Raw genomic sequence first — 17,308 nt, 5'->3', positions numbered from 1 at the left:
GCAATCCCCTCATATCAAAGGTGGAGTAAATCCAATCCTCATATCGGGCATGAAGCCACGGTCATCCTGCCGACGACTGCGTGATAGCCGATACGGTTGCGCTCCATATGTTACGGACAGCTCTAGCGTTCTGGTTTATAGCTATGGGCCATCAGTGTACCAATCGAGGGCTGGCCTACAAGCATGGGGGTTCCTTATACCGAGCCGCTTTACACCCCCGCAACCCTCGGTTCGATGGCGTCACGTTGGGGGCCGCGTTCGGGAATTTTTTTTCGGCCTACTGGTTTTCCAGTCGCACCAGTCTCGCCTCGCACTGCGGCCCCTGATGACTTTCGGCCTCTGATAAACTCCCTGTTTTTTGCGGTGTGGTTGGCGGATGACAATGGAATGGCAACCTTCTTTCCTATCGCGTCTTTTCAGAAGGGCGGCCTCTTGGCGTCTGACCATCGAAAATGATGAGCTGAGCGTCACGCTGGGCAACCAAATGTATCCGATAGCTCTCGAAGCGTTCTCCTCATTGCGCTTTCATCAGCGCCTGCTGTGGACGAACGTGACTGTCTGGATTGGTCATGAAGTTCATCTTGTTGGTTTGCCTCACGCAGCCCGTAGCACCCTGGATCACCAGCTTCGAGCGGTAACGAGCAAGCAGCACTTTCGGGCTTATTACGCCAAGATCACGGGCTGGCTGAAAGAGGCCGAACGGGTCGCGGCTACAGCAGATGCAGAGCATCGCTGGCTGACACACGACATGCAGCAGGAGCTTCTCTCCAAAAAGGGTGCCCTGGGGATCGATGCTGCAAAGCTCAAGGCGTTGTTTGATTCTCCAGTCATCCAGGCAGCGATGGGAGATAACAAGTCGCGCGTGCAGGGACGGTTGCGTCAGTGGTCTCAGGACTGGACTGAGCATTGGAAAGCCCGTAACCACATGCACATGACCCGGGAGCTCGATGCTTGCTCAGATCTTCTGGATAACGTCGAGTCCCGAGAGCTCAATAATGAGCAAGCAAAAGCCGTGGTTTGCTTCGACAATCGGGTTCAGCTTATTGCCTCCGCCGGCTCCGGCAAGACTTCTACGATGGTCGCCAAGGCGATTTACGCGATTCATCGCGGGTTTGTCGCTCCATCCGAGATCATCATGCTGGCCTTCAACAAGGATGCTGCGCAAGAGCTGCAGGAAAGGGGCGCGCAGTCTCTCGCACGGCTAGGCATGACCGGTCTCAAGATCAATGCGCTTACGTTCCACTCACTGGGCCTCAAAATCATTGGCGGCGCTACAGGCAAAAAACCAAGCGTCCCGAAGTGGGCGACCAAGGCGGATCTCGGGCTGGAGAAGCTTGGGGTGATTGTCGATACGCTTAAAGACAGCTCAGACGAGTTCCGCACCAAGTGGGATCTTTTCCGTTTGGTCTTTGGACGGGATCACTCCACTGCGCCGTTGAGAGATGTGGCGGAAGCCTTTGACAGAGAAGGGGAGGCTCGGCTAATCACTCTCAATGGCGAGCATGTCGCGAGCCAGGAAGAGCGCTTGATTGCCAACTGGCTGTTCTATAACGGTGTCGAGTACGCCTATGAGCGGCCCTATGAGCACGACACTGCAACCGCCGATCACCGCCAATATGCGCCCGACTTTTATTACCCGCAGTTGAACCTCTATCACGAGCACTTCGCCTTCGATGCAGAGGGCCAGGCACCCGCGCATTTTGTGAACTATGCGGAAGGGGCCGATTGGAAGCGGAAGACCCATGCTAACTATGGCACGCAGTTGATCGAGTCGACTTCTCACCAATTGCGGACGGGGGAAATCTTCGCACATCTCTCCCAAGAGCTGACTTCGCGGGGCGTGGAGCTAGATCCAGACCCCGACCGTCCGATCCCGGACTCCGGCCTAGTACCGCTGGATCATATAGATTTGGTGAAGGTGCTCCGATCGTTCATCTCTCACTACAAAAGCAACAGCCTGACGGCGGCGATGCTGTACGAACGGTATGACACTCTTCCGATCAGCGTCTTCAAGTTCCGGTACAAAATGTTTCTGGAACTCGCGATCCCGGTGATCGAAGGGTGGGATGCCGCCCTGAAAGAAGACCGTGGGATCGATTTTGAGGACATGATCAACCTGGCCGCAGATTGTCTTGAACGTGGTTACCCGTCGCCTTATCGCTTGGTCATGGCTGATGAGTACCAAGACGCCTCGCGCGCGCGTGCGAGGCTATGCCGGGCGTTGGTTCAAGAGCCTCACAGTCACCTGTTCGCAGTGGGAGATGACTGGCAGTCGATCAACCGGTTCGCAGGCGCCGATGTGAGCGTAATGACTGGCTTCGTGGAATGGTATGGCCACGGAGAGGTATTCCGGCTTGAGAAAACTTACCGGTGCCCACAGGCCATCTGTGATGCCTCCAGCCAGTTTGTGGCTAAAAACCCGGCTCAATTGCAGAAGACTGTGATCTCTGTGACGGAGCCCATCGGCCCCGCATTCCAGGCGTTTCAACTGTCCAGTAGGGATCAGGTTCGGGATGGCTTGCGGCAGTACCTGGACGACCTTTACCAGCATTTGTCGACCGGCGTCACCCCAGGAGCCAGCGGTAGGTTGATATCGGTCTTCGTCCTTGGGCGCTACAAATCCGATGCTCAGTTCATCCCGCAGGGATGGGAGCAGCGCTACGGCGACAAGCTTGATCTCAAATTCAAAACCATCCACACCTCAAAGGGCGACCAAGCCGACTACGTATTGCTGCCAGGGATGATGGTTGGAGGGTTCCCTAGCCTGAAAGGAAATGATCCTGTCTTTAACCTGGTGATGCCGGAGGGTGACACTTACCTGCATGGAGAGGAGCGGCGGCTTTTCTACGTTGCGTTGACTCGGGCGCGCAGGTCGGTCGCCATGTTCACCGTGACTGCCAGAAACTCGCCGTTCTTGGCCGAGCTGGCGAAAGACGGTGTGGTCATGGTCACGGACATGAAGGGTGAACCAATCCAAGAGGAACGATGCCCAGTCTGTCAGCATGGGGTCGTGCTTCAGCGCACGGGTAAGTTCGGTGATTTCAAATCCTGCTCGGGCTTTCCTCGCTGCAAATACAAACCCGGTAAGCCGAAACGTCAAGGAACTCGACAGCCAAAGCTGACCCATCGTCCATATTGATTCAATTGGCCTGGATCTGGGCGCGATCGCATCCCGCAGCCAACGATCCATAACCCAAGCCCGCCGATCAGTTGTACCACCGTGCGACACATCTGCTGATTGGTGTCGTCTGCCGCTAACTTGACCCTGAGGGAGTGACACATGCGTATTACAGGACGTAGTGAGTCCGAGGTGTTCGCCGACCTTGGCGTGCTTACTGCCAAACCGGGTTACGTTCACGCGATCGCGTACATCTGCCATCGCGATAACATGGTCGCGTTTCGAGATGAGTACACAGCTTCTGATCTGAGTGAACTATACGATCCCAATCGACTTCTCAGAACGGAAATCAACACCCTACTAGGACTTATTGTGCGCCAGCCGCCGGATCTGACGCTCCCGGAGCTTGGTCAAATCCAAGCTTATGTAGAGAAAACCGATGAGCTGATGGTTGAACTCCATGGCTCAATGAATAGCGTCATCTTCGAGGCGCTGAAGCGCAAATCTGCGAGCGCGACAGATCGCATGTCTATTTGGGAAGGGGCGGCGCTGAGGGAGCCAATCTTCTACGGCCCGGAGTCCGCTTACAGTTTCCAGTACCGAGATTTTTTCGTCGACAAGCACGAGGACGATGACGCTTGGCTTCAGCAGAACAAGGGCTTCACGAGTCGTCAGGCACAAACAGTTGCCCGTGCGATGTGTTCGCTCATGGACTTACGTGCAACCCAGCTGCATCAAAGTGGTAAGAAAGCACTGGAAGCCGCCGGTTCGCCTCTGGCTCACTTCGAGTTCACCACTGAGGAAGTCGCTCGAAAAACTGGGCTGGACATCGGGGTCGTACAGGCAGTGTTTGAGGCATTGACGTTCACCGGTCAGAACTCGGAATTCCGGGAACTCGGAGATTACAACAGCGTGGTCGGGACGCCGCTGTTGCCGACTGATCGCGGGTCGGTGCTTCTCTTCATGCACTACGCAATTTACGAATCACTCTACGAGTCACCGTTCTTTTGGATGAAAGACGACCCCGTCTATCGCCGACAGGCCTCTGACAACCGTGGCGCTTTCGTTGAGCGTTTTGCTCACAAAAGATTAGCTGCGGTCTTTGGAAGAGCCAACGTTTACACCAACGTCAACATTCTTGACGGGAAGAACAGGGCCGGAGAGGCTGACGTGCTGGTGATCTTCGGTGACCGCATGATCATCGTTCAAGCCAAAGCGAAGAAGCTAACACTGGCCGCACGAAAGGGGAACGATGGTCAGCTCAAGGCTGACTTCGCTGCGGCTATTCAGAAGGCATCTGATCAAGCCTGGGACTGCGCTGAGGCGATTCTCTCGGGAAGGTGCCGGATGATCGATGAGGCAGGGCATGAGGTCGCCATGCCTAATTCGATTAAAGAGGTCTTCCCGTTCTGCGTGGTATCTGATCACTATCCCGCGCTCGCGCTCCAGGCGAGCCAATACCTTGAGTTCGAAACTACGGAGATTGTCCGGGCCCCATTGGTGATGGACGTTTTCCTACTGGATGTCCTGACGGAAATGTTGGACTCCCCCCTGCGACTCCTCAGCTACGCACGCTTGCGGGCGATCGCAGGTGACAAACTCAGAGTTAGCCATGAGCTGACAGCTCTGGGTTATCACCTGAATCAAAATCTCTGGCTCGACCCAACCTACAGCATGGCATCGGTGGACGACTCGTTCGCGGGTGACGTGGATGTCGCGATGACGGTGCGCAGGGAAGGATTCCCAGGGAAAAGAACACCGCCAGGAATTCTGACGCACATGCTAGGTACTCAGTATGAGCAGTTGATTGCCCAGATTGAGCGAGCAGCAGATCCTGCAATGCTTGAACTTGGTTTCGTGCTGCTGTCGCTGGATGGCAGGGCGTGTCAGCACATCCACCATGGTATAGCCGGTATCACGGGTAGGGCCATGAGAGATGGAGGCCCTCACGACTTCACCTTTGCCATTGATGGAGGGGAGGCGGGGATTACGTTCCATTGCTACCCAGCTCCAGATCCTCACGCGGTTGAACACCTGAAGCTTCATTGTGAAAAACGCAAGTACGTTGGGCGAGCTGCTACATGGTTCGGTGTTTCCATCAATACGCAGGGAAAAATTCAATTCGGCATGATGTACAACCTACCCTGGGCTCAATCCGACGTGATGGACGAGCTGACTAAGGGAATGCGAAAGCCTGTAGCCATGAACGCGGCGATGAAAGTTTCGGAGAGAGGCATGCGTCACGTGGAGCCGGGCCGCAATGAAGCATGCCCATGCGGCAGTGGAAAAAAATATAAGAAGTGCTGTCGCTCTTGAGTTTATTGCGCCCGCTTTGCGCTGTGCTCAAGTAGGGCAATTCGCACGAATGTAGTGGCCTGTGGCTCAAGGTGCCGGAAAGAAGATCTCTGTTTGCAGTGAATGCGTAGCGTGGAAAATCCGCGCTTTGCGAGGCGACGGAGCAGCAATGCCCCGAGTAGCTTGTTCCAGCCCTGGAACACCTCCACTGCGCTCCAGGCCTTCAATTTCGGATCGTAGGTGATCAATGAGCTCTACGGTAGGTTTGTCGAATTCGAGGCTCAGCGTCAGTATCGCCAGTGGGCTTAGCTCCAGCCGCTGGCTGACCTGGTCGAGCTTGTCCAAGGTAATGCTGCATCTACCGCATTGAAGCTTACTCAGTATTCGGATCATCGCCTAAATTTGTTGCATCGAGTAGAGTCTGGAGCATGTTCCGCCTGCGCCCTTTCCGATGCGAGGCCTGAGGCGGCTAAGGCAGGTCACGACGCTGGCAGCCGGGAATCCCAGGCAGGCAAGTCATCGATGGAATGTGAGGGCGTGAATGCAAATCAGCCGAAAGCTCAACCTTTACGAGATTGAGGATCTTTATCAGTCGCTAGGCACTGATCCCAACCTCAGGCTTCCCCGCAGCATGAGCCACGGCGGTGGGCTGGGTGTTGATGCAGCATTGGCTCAGTTCATCGTGACCTGGGCTCGTGCATACGAAAAGACCGTCCTTCACCTGTACTCGCCTGCTGATGAAGCGATCGCCCAAGTCACGCAGTTGGCTCACAGCGCCGCTGGATTCTTTGCCTTGATCATGTGCAGTGAAGTGCATGCTCGGGATCATCAACTGATTGATCGGCGAGAAGCCCTCATGGCGATCAGACCCCTGGTCGATGCAATGTTTGCAGGTGATCTGCGCAACACCTCGAACCTGAGAGGCGCGCGACCAACTGCCATCAACCTATTCTGCGTGAACAACGCAAAGCGTGAATTCATCAAGCCGTTCTACTTCGATCACTCCGTCCCAAAAGTCCAGCCCAGGACGTGGTTCTCAACGCTCGTAGAGACGTCGTCGAAGCTGATGACTACTCGCAGTCACCAAGGTGCATTGCTCAGATCAGGCCTCCCTGCACTGGGCAGCGTACTCTGGGAGCTAATCTCGAACGCTGACCAGCATGCGGTCACAGACGTTGATGGGAACAAGTACAAGAAGGCGTTGCGCGGCACCTCGATCAAACTCAACAGGATGAGTCGTCAGGATGCGCTGGAGTACTCCGACGTTGAGCCAGAACTTGCTCGATTCATTCTGAAGCGTTTTGTCAAAGCTGAAGTACTGGAATTCCTGGAGATCTCGGTCATCGATAGCGGGCCTGGCCTGGCCCGGCGATGGCTAACGGTCAAGGAGGAACGACCGGTCGAATCGCTGGATGGACTGAGCTTAGAGGCTGAACTTGAGGCCACGCTTGACTGCTTCAAGAAGCACGTCACTTCCAAGACGCAGTCTCCGAATTCGGGAATGGGCCTGCACAACGCTGTTCAGGCACTCAACAAACTGAAAGCCTTTGTACGTGTCCGGACGGGGCGGCTTTCATTGCACCAGGCCTTTCATGGAAGAGATGAGGTTATGGAATTCGAACCGTCGACTCGATTCGGTGGCCGAGTATTGGCTGCTGTCGAAGGCACTGTCTTCACGATCTGCATTCCGGTGAATTGACATGTTCGATCTCGTGGATTTTGAAGTCGAGCTAAGTCACGCCGGGAAGCCGGTTCACGCGGTGGTGTTTTTCACCGGCCCAGATCTCCTGACCGAGACGCAAGCAGCGCACGCCCTCCAGCACCAGCTCGCCGGCTATGTCATGCCCGATCTCCTGGTGTTTCTCATGCCAGGCTACATCTTGGCGGAATTTCGCGCTCAGCAAGCAGACACAACATCCCCGCTCATGGCGGAGCTAAGCCGCAAAGGCCCGGGGTCGCCTCGCACCTATGCGTGTGCGTTCTACGACGTAAAGGGCGCCATAACTGAGTATGTCCACATCTCAGGGCCCGAGGAGGGCTTGGCAACGCTCATCAAGGACAAGTCCAGGGCCATCGTCAAAGCCGGTCTGACGAACCTCGTCGAGCGTTCCAGCGTCCTAAAGAAGGCGCCTGCGGGCTTCTTCTATTCAAAGCCTTCCTCTCGGGCCTCGAATTATTTCATCCGCGCTGAAGACCTCCTCTCCGAGACGTTGCACGCTTATTACCTGGCATTCGCATGCCTGCCCCTGATCGAGAAGGCCACGGATGAGGGCGCGGCTCGCCCTGATACCCTCTACCTGGACACGATTGCCTTGCTGCCCCTGGCGATGTGCATGCAGATGTACCTCATGAAATTCGGGCTGCCAGGCTTCGCCAACATTCGTTCTTTCCACTCGCACGAGGGACTGATCAAAGACGGGCCTTTGCCCAAAGCGGTATCCGCCTTGTGCCTCATCTCTGCCTCGACGCAGTGCGGCCTCGCGCAGCAGTGGGTAAAAGTGAACAGCGCTCCTCCAGAGCGTGTAGCGACCATCCTCTCCTTTGAGCGGTCATCGGATTCCTGTTCTGTCCTGTACACGCTCAAGCAGCCAGAGGACTTCGAAATCTTGGGGGAGGGCGAAGCGGGCGGTACCCGTCTGATTCGGATTCATGGTGAGCGATTCGTTGCAGAGCACAGCGAAACCAAGGCGCTGAACATCGGAACCGATCATGCACCGGCTTTGCTGCAAAAGCTGTTTCACTCTTTCATGGGGGCGAACCTTTTCAGTTGCTACGCCCATGATCGGCCAGGGCTCAGGCCTCGGACGGTGTGCGTCGATAAAGACAATCTGGCAGCTGCCGACGACTTCGTGGAATGGTTTGAGCGCGTCTTGTTGGAGGAAGCGGTCGCATCAACCCGCTGGATCATTCACGATGACGACGGGGCCAGCGAGGCTTTAGCTGACCGGGCAATCGCGTACCTTGCGTCCTGTGGCGTGACGGTCGAGAGCAAGGTGTCCTTCGATAACTTTGATGCCAGTGTGGATTTTGACGGGTCTGTCATTGTCATTGCAGCTGCTGCTGAGCGTGGGTCGCGGCTACAGAGCGTAAGCCGTCGTCTGCGCACCGCGCAGCAGTCCGGCACCCGGCTGTACATCACTGGAGCACTTTTCGGGCGCAGCTACGCACTGATGAAGGATCTGCAGAGCAACTTGACCCAGCCCGCCAAGGATCACAGCAGGTACGTTTTCAAGACCTTCATGGAAATCCCTGCGGCAGAGCTGGCCTGCACGAATCACTGGGCCGAGGAGCAGCGTCTGCTCGACTCTTTGCACTCAGTCGTCGACACGTTCTCAGCACCAATAACGCAGCGCATGGAGGTGTTTGATAACGCAGGCACAGGTGGGCTTGGCCAGCATCCTTTCTGGCCCAGTAGCCACACCAATGAACCGATGACTCTGAGCCGAGGTTTCGCATTTGTCGACGGTACGGAAGATGTGAGGATCGCGACGTCGACGGACATCTACCTTACCATCCTGTGGATTCTGCAGAATGCCCGGCATAGCGATAAGGTGCAGAACGCCAAGCGGCTGGAGTCTGGCGAGCTTCAGCAAGTGCTCCTCTCGCCAGATGTGTTCTCGCGGTTTGATGATGGCGTCATCCAGGCAGCGTTTTTGCGCGCAGCGCTACCTGCCGAGCTTGATTACCGGGCTCAGGAAACCCACAGCTTGTCGATGGGGGACATCATCAAGCGTGTAGCCGCAGGGTATGGCCATGAGCGAGGTGAAGCCGCCTTGGAGTTCGTGATCGCATTGGCGATTGGAAAAATCCGTCTGCATAAAGACATCGATGGCCGACTGCGGGCTGGCTTGATCGAAACACTCTTGCCGCACCTTCCAGAGATCCCTTATCTGCTCGATCCAAATTACGAACCGCCGTTGTGATCAGTTCCAGGTAGCCGTTGGGCCGGTGCTTTGTCATTGTTGGTTTTTAGGCGCTTTGGTCATAACAGGCAAGATTGGCAGACAAGGCTTAAGGGCGTTCTTACGTCGACGATAATCATTGGCCTTGCGGTTGCGATCACTCGAAGGATTCAGAGTTCTTTACAGTGCTGTTTAGGCTTGCAGAGCGGGAACGAGGGGAGCCTGTTTAAATGATTACCAGCATCGATATTAGCCAAAGCCGTGGCCTCACGGTGATCTACCCGATGTAAAGAGGAGAGCGTCATGGAGTTTGCAGAGCCGCTTCGCCATTACGCGGAGCAGGTATTTGGGTGCAAAGTAAAGGCAGCGGAGTGGATGATGCATCCAAGAGCTGTATTTGAAGGTCTCAGTGCGCTGGAGTACGCCCAGAGCGACTTAACGTATCAGCATGTCATAGAAGAGCTAGAACGAATCAATCATGGGTTCGCATGCTGATTTAATCGCCGGATAAATAGCGCACTAATGCTGTGCACCGTCAGCGTTCAGCTCCTGCTCCGATCATGAACCGGGCCAAGCATATTAGATGCTTGGCCCTTTGCTTTAGGGGCCGGACAGCTAAATTTTGAGATCACGAGGCGACAATTCTCAACAGATATTGTCGTCAGTCTTCACTCGTCCATTGGGGGAGGTGGCATTGGGCGTGAGAACCAGAGTGACACGAAGCTCATTTGCCCCGATCAACTTCCCGCCTGGCCACTAAAAATTAAGCTGCCTCAAGGACGCTGGTATTTATCGCACGCTTCTTGATACCGACCGGTTTCACCACTTGGTATCAAGTATTCTCGCAGTCGCCCGCAAGGCAAAATGCTGATTAGATATGACCATGAGTGCCCTCTGAAATGTTGGGGGCGGCGAGAGAGCTTGGTGGCGTGGATCATGGTGACAGGCTTCCTGCTATCCCGCTCCCCTGCGCGTCATACACACTTCCATACCCGATGAGTACTAGCTCCCTCCCTGCGCTATCTTGCCGCCAGCAGCCGTTGCCTGACTCTGGCTTTTCACTTGGATACTACTGTCAGCTAGCTTTACAAAGCCCACTTCAGTGGCCACTTCCAGGTACTCATAAATTGCCAACACCTTGTCTACAAAAACTTCATCTGCACTCAGCAGGCAATGCGCTTCAGAGGCGATTGCAGCGTGGGCGGCATCGCTGATGGCTGCGACATGTCGATGCTCACGATTGAGTTTGCTATCGCTCTTGTAACCGATAATGTTCAGCAAGTTATAGATGGCTGTGACCTTTTCATGCGTATACATCATCCGCCTGTACAGCGGGTCGCCGGCGATGCCGAGAAAGTTTTCGATCGAGTATCCTTGGTCGCGATATCCATACAGGCTTTGATAGATCTGCCAGATTTTTTTCAATGATGCGGGGTGGCTTTATATTGTTGAGCTCTTTCGGGCCCATCCCGACTAAGGCGCGGTAATTGTTCACTTCTGACTGACCTGGTTCTTCGCCGATGTGTTTCGTCATCACGACAGCGGCCATCGCAGCAACTTGCTCGTACTGGGACTGCAGGTGCTGCAGGAATTGGTCGATCGACGCGCTTAGACCAAGCTTGCTATCGTCCAGCTCTGCTCGGTGAGCGGCCAGGCTTCCTTTGAGCCCCTCAAACGCCTCGACCTGCTCGGAGGCTATGTCGGCAAAAGATGAATCAGAACGGCCGCCATACATCTTGAGTGTCGTTTGATGAGCTGCTGCCAGCATGATGTCGTAGACCGGTTCCACGAGCAGATACTGGGCGTAGGCTTCTTCAGGATATAGGGCGTTGACGGTCATCTCTCCGGTATGCTCGAAGCGCTCGTTGAACCTGTACTTGAAATGCAGGGCATTCAGAGAGGAGAGGGCCGCCAAGAATTTACCTGGCTGGCCGCTGCGCTTGATCTCACGGAGCGTTTCGTCTGAGTAGATGATCTGGAAGCGCTCGGCTATCGATTTAAAAAAAGCAGGGTCGTGACCTTGACTGCCGTGTCCAGAACGTTCTGATCAAGATAGACGGTCGCCTTGCCGGTGTAGGGTAGGGGGCTTGTAGTGCCTATCATGCTCTTGGTCTCCTTACGCATGCATTCGTCGAACGCTCCCTTCATCAATTCACATGACTACTTTTTATGATTGAATTTAGGCAGTGGGGCGTTTAACTGTTCGCGTTTGAGTCCGTGCAACACACCGTTATGAATGAAACGTCGCGCCATATCCGCCAGACCCTGAATCTCCTGCTTGAGCTGATTGATCTGCTCTTGTTGTCGAGCAATGGTCTCTGCAGCCGCAGCGAGGCTTTTGGGCATCGGGACACTCGCAAGTCTGTCCCGGTGTGACGCTATGGCTGCCTTTCTGATTTTATAAGCGTTCGTAACCGCCGGTTTGTCCACGAACGCCTGCCGCGTCGGAACGAAATCGAGAACCGACTCAGCTGCCTTGCATATTGCGTCCCAAGTCAGCTTCTGCCCAATAGGCCAATCCCTGATTATCCCGACGATTTCCTTAATCTCTTTTGGTGTGAATGCGCGAGGCATGTCAGTTGGCTCCCATCATTTCGTCAAGGCAGAGCCGCAGGTCATCGTCATAGACATCATCCAGAAATTTCGTCACGACAGTGGTCTTCTCAAGTAACGGTTTCTTAGGCGCCGATTGCTCCTGTGAGAGGATGCGCTGTGCTTGCGTAAAGTCCTTCCCAGCAATCATTACCGGACTTCCATCTGGGATGTTCGGATCTTCGTGCATCGCGACAATTGAGTTCAACCGTTCCAAATAACGGGTGTGAGTTTCCACCCAGCGAGTAGCCGGTCGGTTTCCCGCCTCGATCTCTTTTAAGGTCGCATTCAGGTTTTCAGCCACGTGATCCCGCTCCACCTTCACGGCAGTCAGAGATTTCTTATGGCCTTTGCAGTGCAAAAGCTCAGAGCAGTTAAGACAGTCACCTGACTTCTGGCAGGGGCTGACCGTCCATGAGTGCATGCAGATGCCGTACCGGGTGGTGATGATGGGGCCCTTGTCGCGAATATCGTATTCGGCACTCGTAATGGGTGTTGGCGTTACATCAGCCACGGGGATCATACCCTCGGCGAGCTTGCGCGCTTCCCGGGCGGGATCCAGGTGGATGTAGTCGCGTGTCTGTTTTACAGCGGCTCGCCCGCTCCACTTCGTGATGACCTCGATTCCGACGCCTGCTTCCCTTGCCGCAGTATTCAAAAAATGCCGCAACTGGTGGGATCGGATCGAAGAGTCGGGATAGCCATGGCGCTCAAGGAACGACCTATGAGTATCCCCATTTGACTTAGCATAGCTAGGAGATACTCGTTTTGAGTAATGATGCAAAGTAGTCGGGCCGAGAAGTACTGGACTCGTCCTGTAGACATCAGTTAGCTGGCCTCTGCGCAAACATATCAACGATTCCGACATTTTCGGTGGCTTCGTACTGTGCAGATCCGGGTCGACCTGGTAAGGGAAGTAAGGAAGGAAGCGCATATTTTCATCGCGGACGATTTTCCAGAGCGTGGTCAGAGTTTGTCCTTCGAGGCGATAATTGCCCGTTGCACGCCTCATAAAAATTTGTGCAGATTTAGCAGTAGGGCAGCCCAAGGCTGACATGACCTGCTCCTGAGTTAGCACTTGGTCGGCGGGTACAGCAGGCACACCCGGATGGGGGAAAAACTCCATCGTTCCGCTTTCAAGATGAAGGGCGAGCCTTCTGCCTTCACAAGTGATGCGTTCGAGACGACTGAATGCTTCCCGGCAATGCTCAACCATCACTTCGGGAATGCCTTTCAATACGACTTTCTTGTTTTTGTTGGAATAGTACTGCAGATACCACTGCAGTTTCCCTTTTGTATCGAACTCACTTTTGAGCGTGTCCAGTCTGAATCGCAACTTCTCAGCAATGCGCATCGGAACAGACAGCAGGATCGCGGTGATGCTCGTGATATAGATAGCCTCATCGTCCAGCTCACCGTGGTAGCCGCGAGAAAAAATCTCCGCAAAAGCCAGCAAGGCCTCGTCATCCGGCAAGGCTGTCTTGACGGGCTGTTTGCTCAGGTCAGCTCCCCACTGTTCGAAAGATGGTTTCCAGTGTTTAAGACTATGTGGGCTTAAATTGTGCTCAGCTACCGTGCGAACCAAATTTCGAACAGCTAGGGCCGTGTTGCGATGGCTTTTGTTCCTCTTGCCGATGATGTCTACAGCTTTCGCCAAGTGTAGTGGGGAAAGCTTTGTGATGTCGGCATGGCCGTCCACATGCATCAGGGCCGCCCAAACAATCTGCACTGCGAGATAGTCTCCCCTGAACGCTTTGGCAGGATCACCCCGACGAGAGTTGATGAGGTAGGCCTTCGCAAATTCCATGAATTCATGATCAAACTGCTGTTCAGGAGTCGGAAGCGCACGTGCGTGCAACTCGACGTCATACTTCATGAAACGGATTGAGCCCCTTGGAGTAGCCCAGACAGCAGCTTCCCACGAGAACCCCGGAACTTGCTTCCAAACTGGGCTGACAACTCGGGCTTGATGAATGTAAGTCGCCAAATTTTGCTGACATTGCAACTGTGCTTTGGATACAAATGGGGTAGGAGTTGCAATTGCCATTACTTAACCTCAATAGCGGTAGTTTCGATCAGGTCTGGCTCTTGCATTTGCTCCGGCTGCTGCTTTTGCTGACGCTTATCGCCTTTCATTGCCTCACTTGGAGGAGGGGGGGTCGTTGAGTCGTTGCGATTTTGAGCTTGGGCGATTTCCCTCTTACGAGCGTCGCACAAACGGATTACCAGCTGGACTGCCTGGATGTCTTTCTTAAGCTGCAGCGGTGTCAAAATCCTTCTTGCCTTGCTCGGCAGGTAGATGTTGTTTTCCTCCTCCTGGCGCTCAATCAACCGGATCAAAACTTCATCATGTGGGCCATGAACCCATGGCTCAAACTTTGCGCAGTGATAGCACGGGATAGGAACAGACGCTGAGCAGTAGCCGTGCATACCACAACTACCGACGTTGAGCCGCCCATCGAGCTCAACGCGGCTCGCCGGATTACTGCCGCGACTTGCATCGGATTCCTTGTCCCTGACCGTTCCAGCGAAAGCTTGGGCGAGCGGCCCCAAAATAAGCTTTACCTCTTCGTTCAGTTGCCTCGCTTCCTCGGCAGGATCGCTGTAGTAGTGCTCAAGGCTCGTACGATCCTCGTGACTAAGCCAATATTGCAACGTCAATCGGGGCACACCCAAGCGTGCCAATTGCCTTGCCCTGGTGTACCTCATCCTATAAGCGAACTCTCGAATGGGTTCGCCAGTACGATGGGAAGTCGGCGGGCTGCCTGTCATTCTGATTAACAGTTGCGATATCGCGGCCGAGTTTAGGTGAAAGTGCGCCGTGGGTAGTAGCGTAGTAAATGGAAAGCTGGGATCTCTTAATTGTACAGAATATTTCTTGGGAAATTTTGCGGGCTCGAAGAAAGGGAGTTGCTTGCGCTCTTCCTCCGAGATCGTACGCCCCAATTTTTTCTCAAAAACACGGATCGAACTTTGCGCCTGCAGTTCACAAATTTTCCACAGGTCGTCTCCGAGAGGGTGCACATCGACTTTAGATCCCCGGAACCATTCTTCGGCGCCTCGATCCTTTACGCCGGGGAAAGCAATTCGGCGTCCGGTGATGCCGTCGGTTTCTCCGTCGAATTCAAAATCCATTATCTTTAGTCCTGCCAACTGAGCGCCACGCCTACCAAATTGCGCGTTCAGCAATCGTGCAACTGTGGAGCGCAAGTTTACACGGCCCGCCTCGTAATCATTCCAGTACGAGTCGACCAGATCTTCATATTCTTGATCGGTATACCAGCCCTCTGTGACATCATCCGAAATCACTCTTCGACGGACTTTTCTCGCCGGACGCCTCAGCATATTTACAATGTCAATGGTGGTAGAATCCACACCCGGATAACCGAGGCGATACCAGAGGTTCAGCAGGTTGCGGAAGGTATTTACAGTTTCATCGTTGGCATTCTTAGCCAAAAGTTGATAATTTTCAGATGTGAAACTGGTGATCGATACTTCTCTTATACCCTTCTCCAGCTTGCGAACAATTGCCGCCAAAGTTGAAGGTGATCGCGATCCGCTGCAGGCTATAGCTTCCGTGGTTGCCTTGAAACCCGCGACTGTTTGAGCATCCATGCTTAGAATGTTTGCGATTGTAATATTCGTTTTATTCGCTACATTTAGGCAGTCGCCAGAATATGAAATGCCATATGCATATTTTGCCGGCGGCTCATTTCGATCGAAGCCGACTAAAGTTTCCTTATGATCGAAGTTTTCGTCCGCATCATCGTTGATGTCATCGATATCTACGGCTGGATTGAACGTGTTGATCATTACTCATCCTTACTAATTCGGCAGTTAATTATTTTTATTGTGTTGTGTTTGATTTCAAATGCTGCATCTGGGCGACATGGGCTCTGCCAGTTGCGTTCTAATGGCGATCGCTGGCCCTGTCTTCTGATGATAATGCGCGTCAAAAATACGGTGGGCGTATGGGCTACCTTGGGGCCACGTTGCTTCATGCATCCGTGGTTCTCTTGCGGTCTGATTTGCTCCTGGCGGTATCCGATGCGACCAAGCGCCCATGCTTGTTGGCCGACTCCTGAATGTGGCGCAGGTCATAATCTCTGGCTGAACTAGAGCCTTCTACCCAACCCATCCAGTGCTCGCGTCTTTGACGAGTTTGTACGTCTGTAAGGCCTTCCCGGATCGCCAACTCGGAGAATCTGTAGTTCCAATGGTGCCTAAGTAGGTGAGGGTGTACCTTCTTCAGCCGTGGATCTCGCTCGGTGATAACGGCTAAAGCTGACCGGAATGTCGACATCTCTATCTCTCGCCCTTGGTTCACCCCGCGTTTGTGGTTTACCAGAATGAAGGCGTTGTCCCCATAGCCGACATTGGGAATATCCGCACGGTATTGGGCCAGGTATTCAGAAATCATTCGCTCAAGCTGCGGCGTCAGCGGCAAGGTGCGCCCGAGCGTTTTGGCTACTGGCTGCGACATGCGCCGATCGAATGCGTCATCGTGGTTGCGCTCAATCCGAAGGTAAGCGGTCTCACCCCCTGAGGCAGGGATGAAGTCAGAGTATCGCAAGCCCAGGAGTTCACCGATGCGCATGCCTAGGTCGTACAGGATGCGTAGCGCGAGCACATTGCGATAAGCCACTCCATACTGGAATTTAGAAATCGTTTTGCCGTTCGCGTCCAGATAGCGGTTTTGGCTGTTAGGCCCAAGCGTGCTCTCGTCCGGCGGCTGGAATGCGGCAAAGAGTTCGAGTAATGCAGCGTCTGCTCCATCGCTCAGCTTCTTGGCAATGCGTCGCCTCTTGGCTCGCGCTACGGAACCACCTTTACGTTTTCGGGCCACTAAGCTGGCCTGCAACCTCTCTATGAGAAGTCTGTTTGCGTCCGCATTCGAATCGGTAATCCAGTTACCAAACAACCATCCGAAGTATGTGCTCACAATGTCCAAGTGATAGTTGACCTTCGATCCCTGAATCGTCGTACCGTCGCTCTCCTTCGAGTTGACCGAGAGCGCCTGCACCAGCGACTCCACCTCGGGCATGGTGAAAAGCTTCTTCGTGGCAAACCTCCGATCAAGGTCAATGCCCTTGTCATTTGCCCAGTCGTACACCCTCTTCAGGGCGTACAGGTTTGCTCGACGGGTATTCGGCATGAGGCTACCCAAGCTCATTGAGACGTAAGCAGTGGGGTAGTACAGAGGCATCCCGTCATCTTCAGTGTCAATGAGCAGTGAAAACCGGCTGCCATCTCCTGCTTTGTAGTCTTTGATCTTGAGTGCCATGGGGCCCGTCTCTACTGTCAGTTGGGTCGTTCTTACGTTTTTGGTCGGAGTTTGTATTGGTGTAAAACTCTGTTTACGTAAAATCATACAGAATTTTCAAGCCATTGCTCGTAAACG

The 17,308-nt window shown here is 54.1% G+C and carries 12 protein-coding genes; 5 read left to right on the top strand and 7 right to left on the bottom strand.

The annotated features are described in order from the left end of the window. Nucleotides 1-382: 382 nt before the first annotated feature. Entirely contained in the window at nucleotides 383-3,139 is a 2,757-nt protein-coding gene (locus D8U60_RS07420; protein WP_241663520.1) for a UvrD-helicase domain-containing protein, read from the top strand. Between the two features lie 141 nt (nucleotides 3,140-3,280). Beyond that, nucleotides 3,281-5,434 carry an SEC-C metal-binding domain-containing protein gene (locus tag D8U60_RS07415; RefSeq protein ID WP_125926604.1) on the top strand — a complete coding sequence of 718 codons (2,154 nt, stop codon included), beginning with the start codon at nucleotides 3,281-3,283 and terminating at the stop codon, nucleotides 5,432-5,434. Between the two features lie 66 nt (nucleotides 5,435-5,500). Here the strand turns inward: D8U60_RS07415 and D8U60_RS07410 are convergent, their stop codons facing one another. After that, the gene (locus tag D8U60_RS07410) at nucleotides 5,501-5,758 is read right to left on the bottom strand and encodes a hypothetical protein (RefSeq protein ID WP_125926605.1); all 258 of its coding nucleotides are present in this window, start codon (nucleotides 5,756-5,758) and stop codon (nucleotides 5,501-5,503) included. A 196-nt stretch (nucleotides 5,759-5,954) separates the two neighbouring features. Between D8U60_RS07410 and D8U60_RS07405 the strand changes: the two genes are divergently transcribed. The 3 genes from D8U60_RS07405 to D8U60_RS27980 all read left to right on the top strand — a co-directional run bounded on the left by D8U60_RS07405 (nucleotide 5,955) and on the right by D8U60_RS27980 (nucleotide 9,810). After that, on the top strand, nucleotides 5,955-7,112 hold the full coding sequence (locus D8U60_RS07405) for an ATP-binding protein (RefSeq protein ID WP_125926606.1): 1,158 nt from the start codon (nucleotides 5,955-5,957) through the stop codon (nucleotides 7,110-7,112). Nucleotide 7,113: 1 nt separating this feature from the next. Continuing rightward, on the top strand, nucleotides 7,114-9,336 hold the full coding sequence (locus D8U60_RS07400) for a hypothetical protein (protein WP_125926607.1): 2,223 nt from the start codon (nucleotides 7,114-7,116) through the stop codon (nucleotides 9,334-9,336). A gap of 282 nt (nucleotides 9,337-9,618) precedes the next feature. Next, on the top strand, nucleotides 9,619-9,810 hold the full coding sequence (locus tag D8U60_RS27980) for an MbcA/ParS/Xre antitoxin family protein (protein ID WP_125926608.1): 192 nt from the start codon (nucleotides 9,619-9,621) through the stop codon (nucleotides 9,808-9,810). A gap of 507 nt (nucleotides 9,811-10,317) precedes the next feature. Here the strand turns inward: D8U60_RS27980 and D8U60_RS07390 are convergent. The 6 genes from D8U60_RS07390 to D8U60_RS07365 form a co-directional block, all read right to left on the bottom strand. Beyond that, on the bottom strand, nucleotides 10,318-10,632 hold the full coding sequence (locus tag D8U60_RS07390) for a hypothetical protein (RefSeq protein WP_241663519.1): 315 nt from the start codon (nucleotides 10,630-10,632) through the stop codon (nucleotides 10,318-10,320). Next, nucleotides 10,619-11,230 (bottom strand): hypothetical protein, encoded by a 612-nt coding sequence (locus D8U60_RS07385; protein ID WP_130899833.1) that lies wholly within the window; start codon nucleotides 11,228-11,230, stop codon nucleotides 10,619-10,621. The genes D8U60_RS07390 and D8U60_RS07385 overlap by 14 nt, the downstream gene beginning before the upstream one ends. Before the next feature lie 245 nt (nucleotides 11,231-11,475). Further along, the gene (locus D8U60_RS07380) at nucleotides 11,476-11,889 is read right to left on the bottom strand and encodes a hypothetical protein (protein ID WP_065869973.1); all 414 of its coding nucleotides are present in this window, start codon (nucleotides 11,887-11,889) and stop codon (nucleotides 11,476-11,478) included. A gap of 1 nt (nucleotide 11,890) precedes the next feature. Then, nucleotides 11,891-13,954, bottom strand: coding sequence for a hypothetical protein (locus tag D8U60_RS07375; protein WP_125926610.1), 2,064 nt, complete (start codon nucleotides 13,952-13,954; stop codon nucleotides 11,891-11,893). After that, complete coding sequence (locus D8U60_RS07370; protein WP_130899831.1) at nucleotides 13,954-15,720, bottom strand: hypothetical protein; 1,767 nt, start codon at nucleotides 15,718-15,720, stop codon at nucleotides 13,954-13,956. Before D8U60_RS07370 ends, D8U60_RS07375 begins: the two co-directional genes overlap by 1 nt. Nucleotides 15,721-15,904: 184 nt before the next feature. After that, nucleotides 15,905-17,191 carry a site-specific integrase gene (locus tag D8U60_RS07365; protein WP_177435446.1) on the bottom strand — a complete coding sequence of 429 codons (1,287 nt, stop codon included), beginning with the start codon at nucleotides 17,189-17,191 and terminating at the stop codon, nucleotides 15,905-15,907. Nucleotides 17,192-17,308 lie beyond the last annotated feature (117 nt).

The organism is Pseudomonas sp. Sample_11 (genome assembly GCF_004307505.1).
GTDB classification, from domain to species: domain Bacteria; phylum Pseudomonadota; class Gammaproteobacteria; order Pseudomonadales; family Pseudomonadaceae; genus Aquipseudomonas; species Aquipseudomonas atacamensis.
Note: the sequence above shows the minus strand (reverse complement) of the source record. Positions and strands in the feature narration are given on the sequence as shown.

Excerpts from the sequence above, each read along its gene's own strand:
- D8U60_RS07420 (WP_241663520.1), top strand. The coding sequence starts at position 383 with ATGGAATGGCAACCTTCTTTCCTATCGCGTCTTTTCAGAAGGGCGGCC.
- D8U60_RS07415 (WP_125926604.1), top strand. The coding sequence starts at position 3,281 with ATGCGTATTACAGGACGTAGTGAGTCCGAGGTGTTCGCCGACCTTGGC.
- D8U60_RS07405 (WP_125926606.1), top strand. The coding sequence starts at position 5,955 with ATGCAAATCAGCCGAAAGCTCAACCTTTACGAGATTGAGGATCTTTAT.
- D8U60_RS07400 (WP_125926607.1), top strand. The coding sequence starts at position 7,114 with ATGTTCGATCTCGTGGATTTTGAAGTCGAGCTAAGTCACGCCGGGAAG.
- D8U60_RS27980 (WP_125926608.1), top strand. The coding sequence starts at position 9,619 with ATGGAGTTTGCAGAGCCGCTTCGCCATTACGCGGAGCAGGTATTTGGG.
- D8U60_RS07390 (WP_241663519.1), bottom strand. The coding sequence starts at position 10,632 with ATGTATACGCATGAAAAGGTCACAGCCATCTATAACTTGCTGAACATT.
- D8U60_RS07380 (WP_065869973.1), bottom strand. The coding sequence starts at position 11,889 with ATGCCTCGCGCATTCACACCAAAAGAGATTAAGGAAATCGTCGGGATA.
- D8U60_RS07375 (WP_125926610.1), bottom strand. The coding sequence starts at position 13,954 with ATGGCAATTGCAACTCCTACCCCATTTGTATCCAAAGCACAGTTGCAA.
- D8U60_RS07370 (WP_130899831.1), bottom strand. The coding sequence starts at position 15,720 with ATGATCAACACGTTCAATCCAGCCGTAGATATCGATGACATCAACGAT.
- D8U60_RS07365 (WP_177435446.1), bottom strand. The coding sequence starts at position 17,191 with ATGGCACTCAAGATCAAAGACTACAAAGCAGGAGATGGCAGCCGGTTT.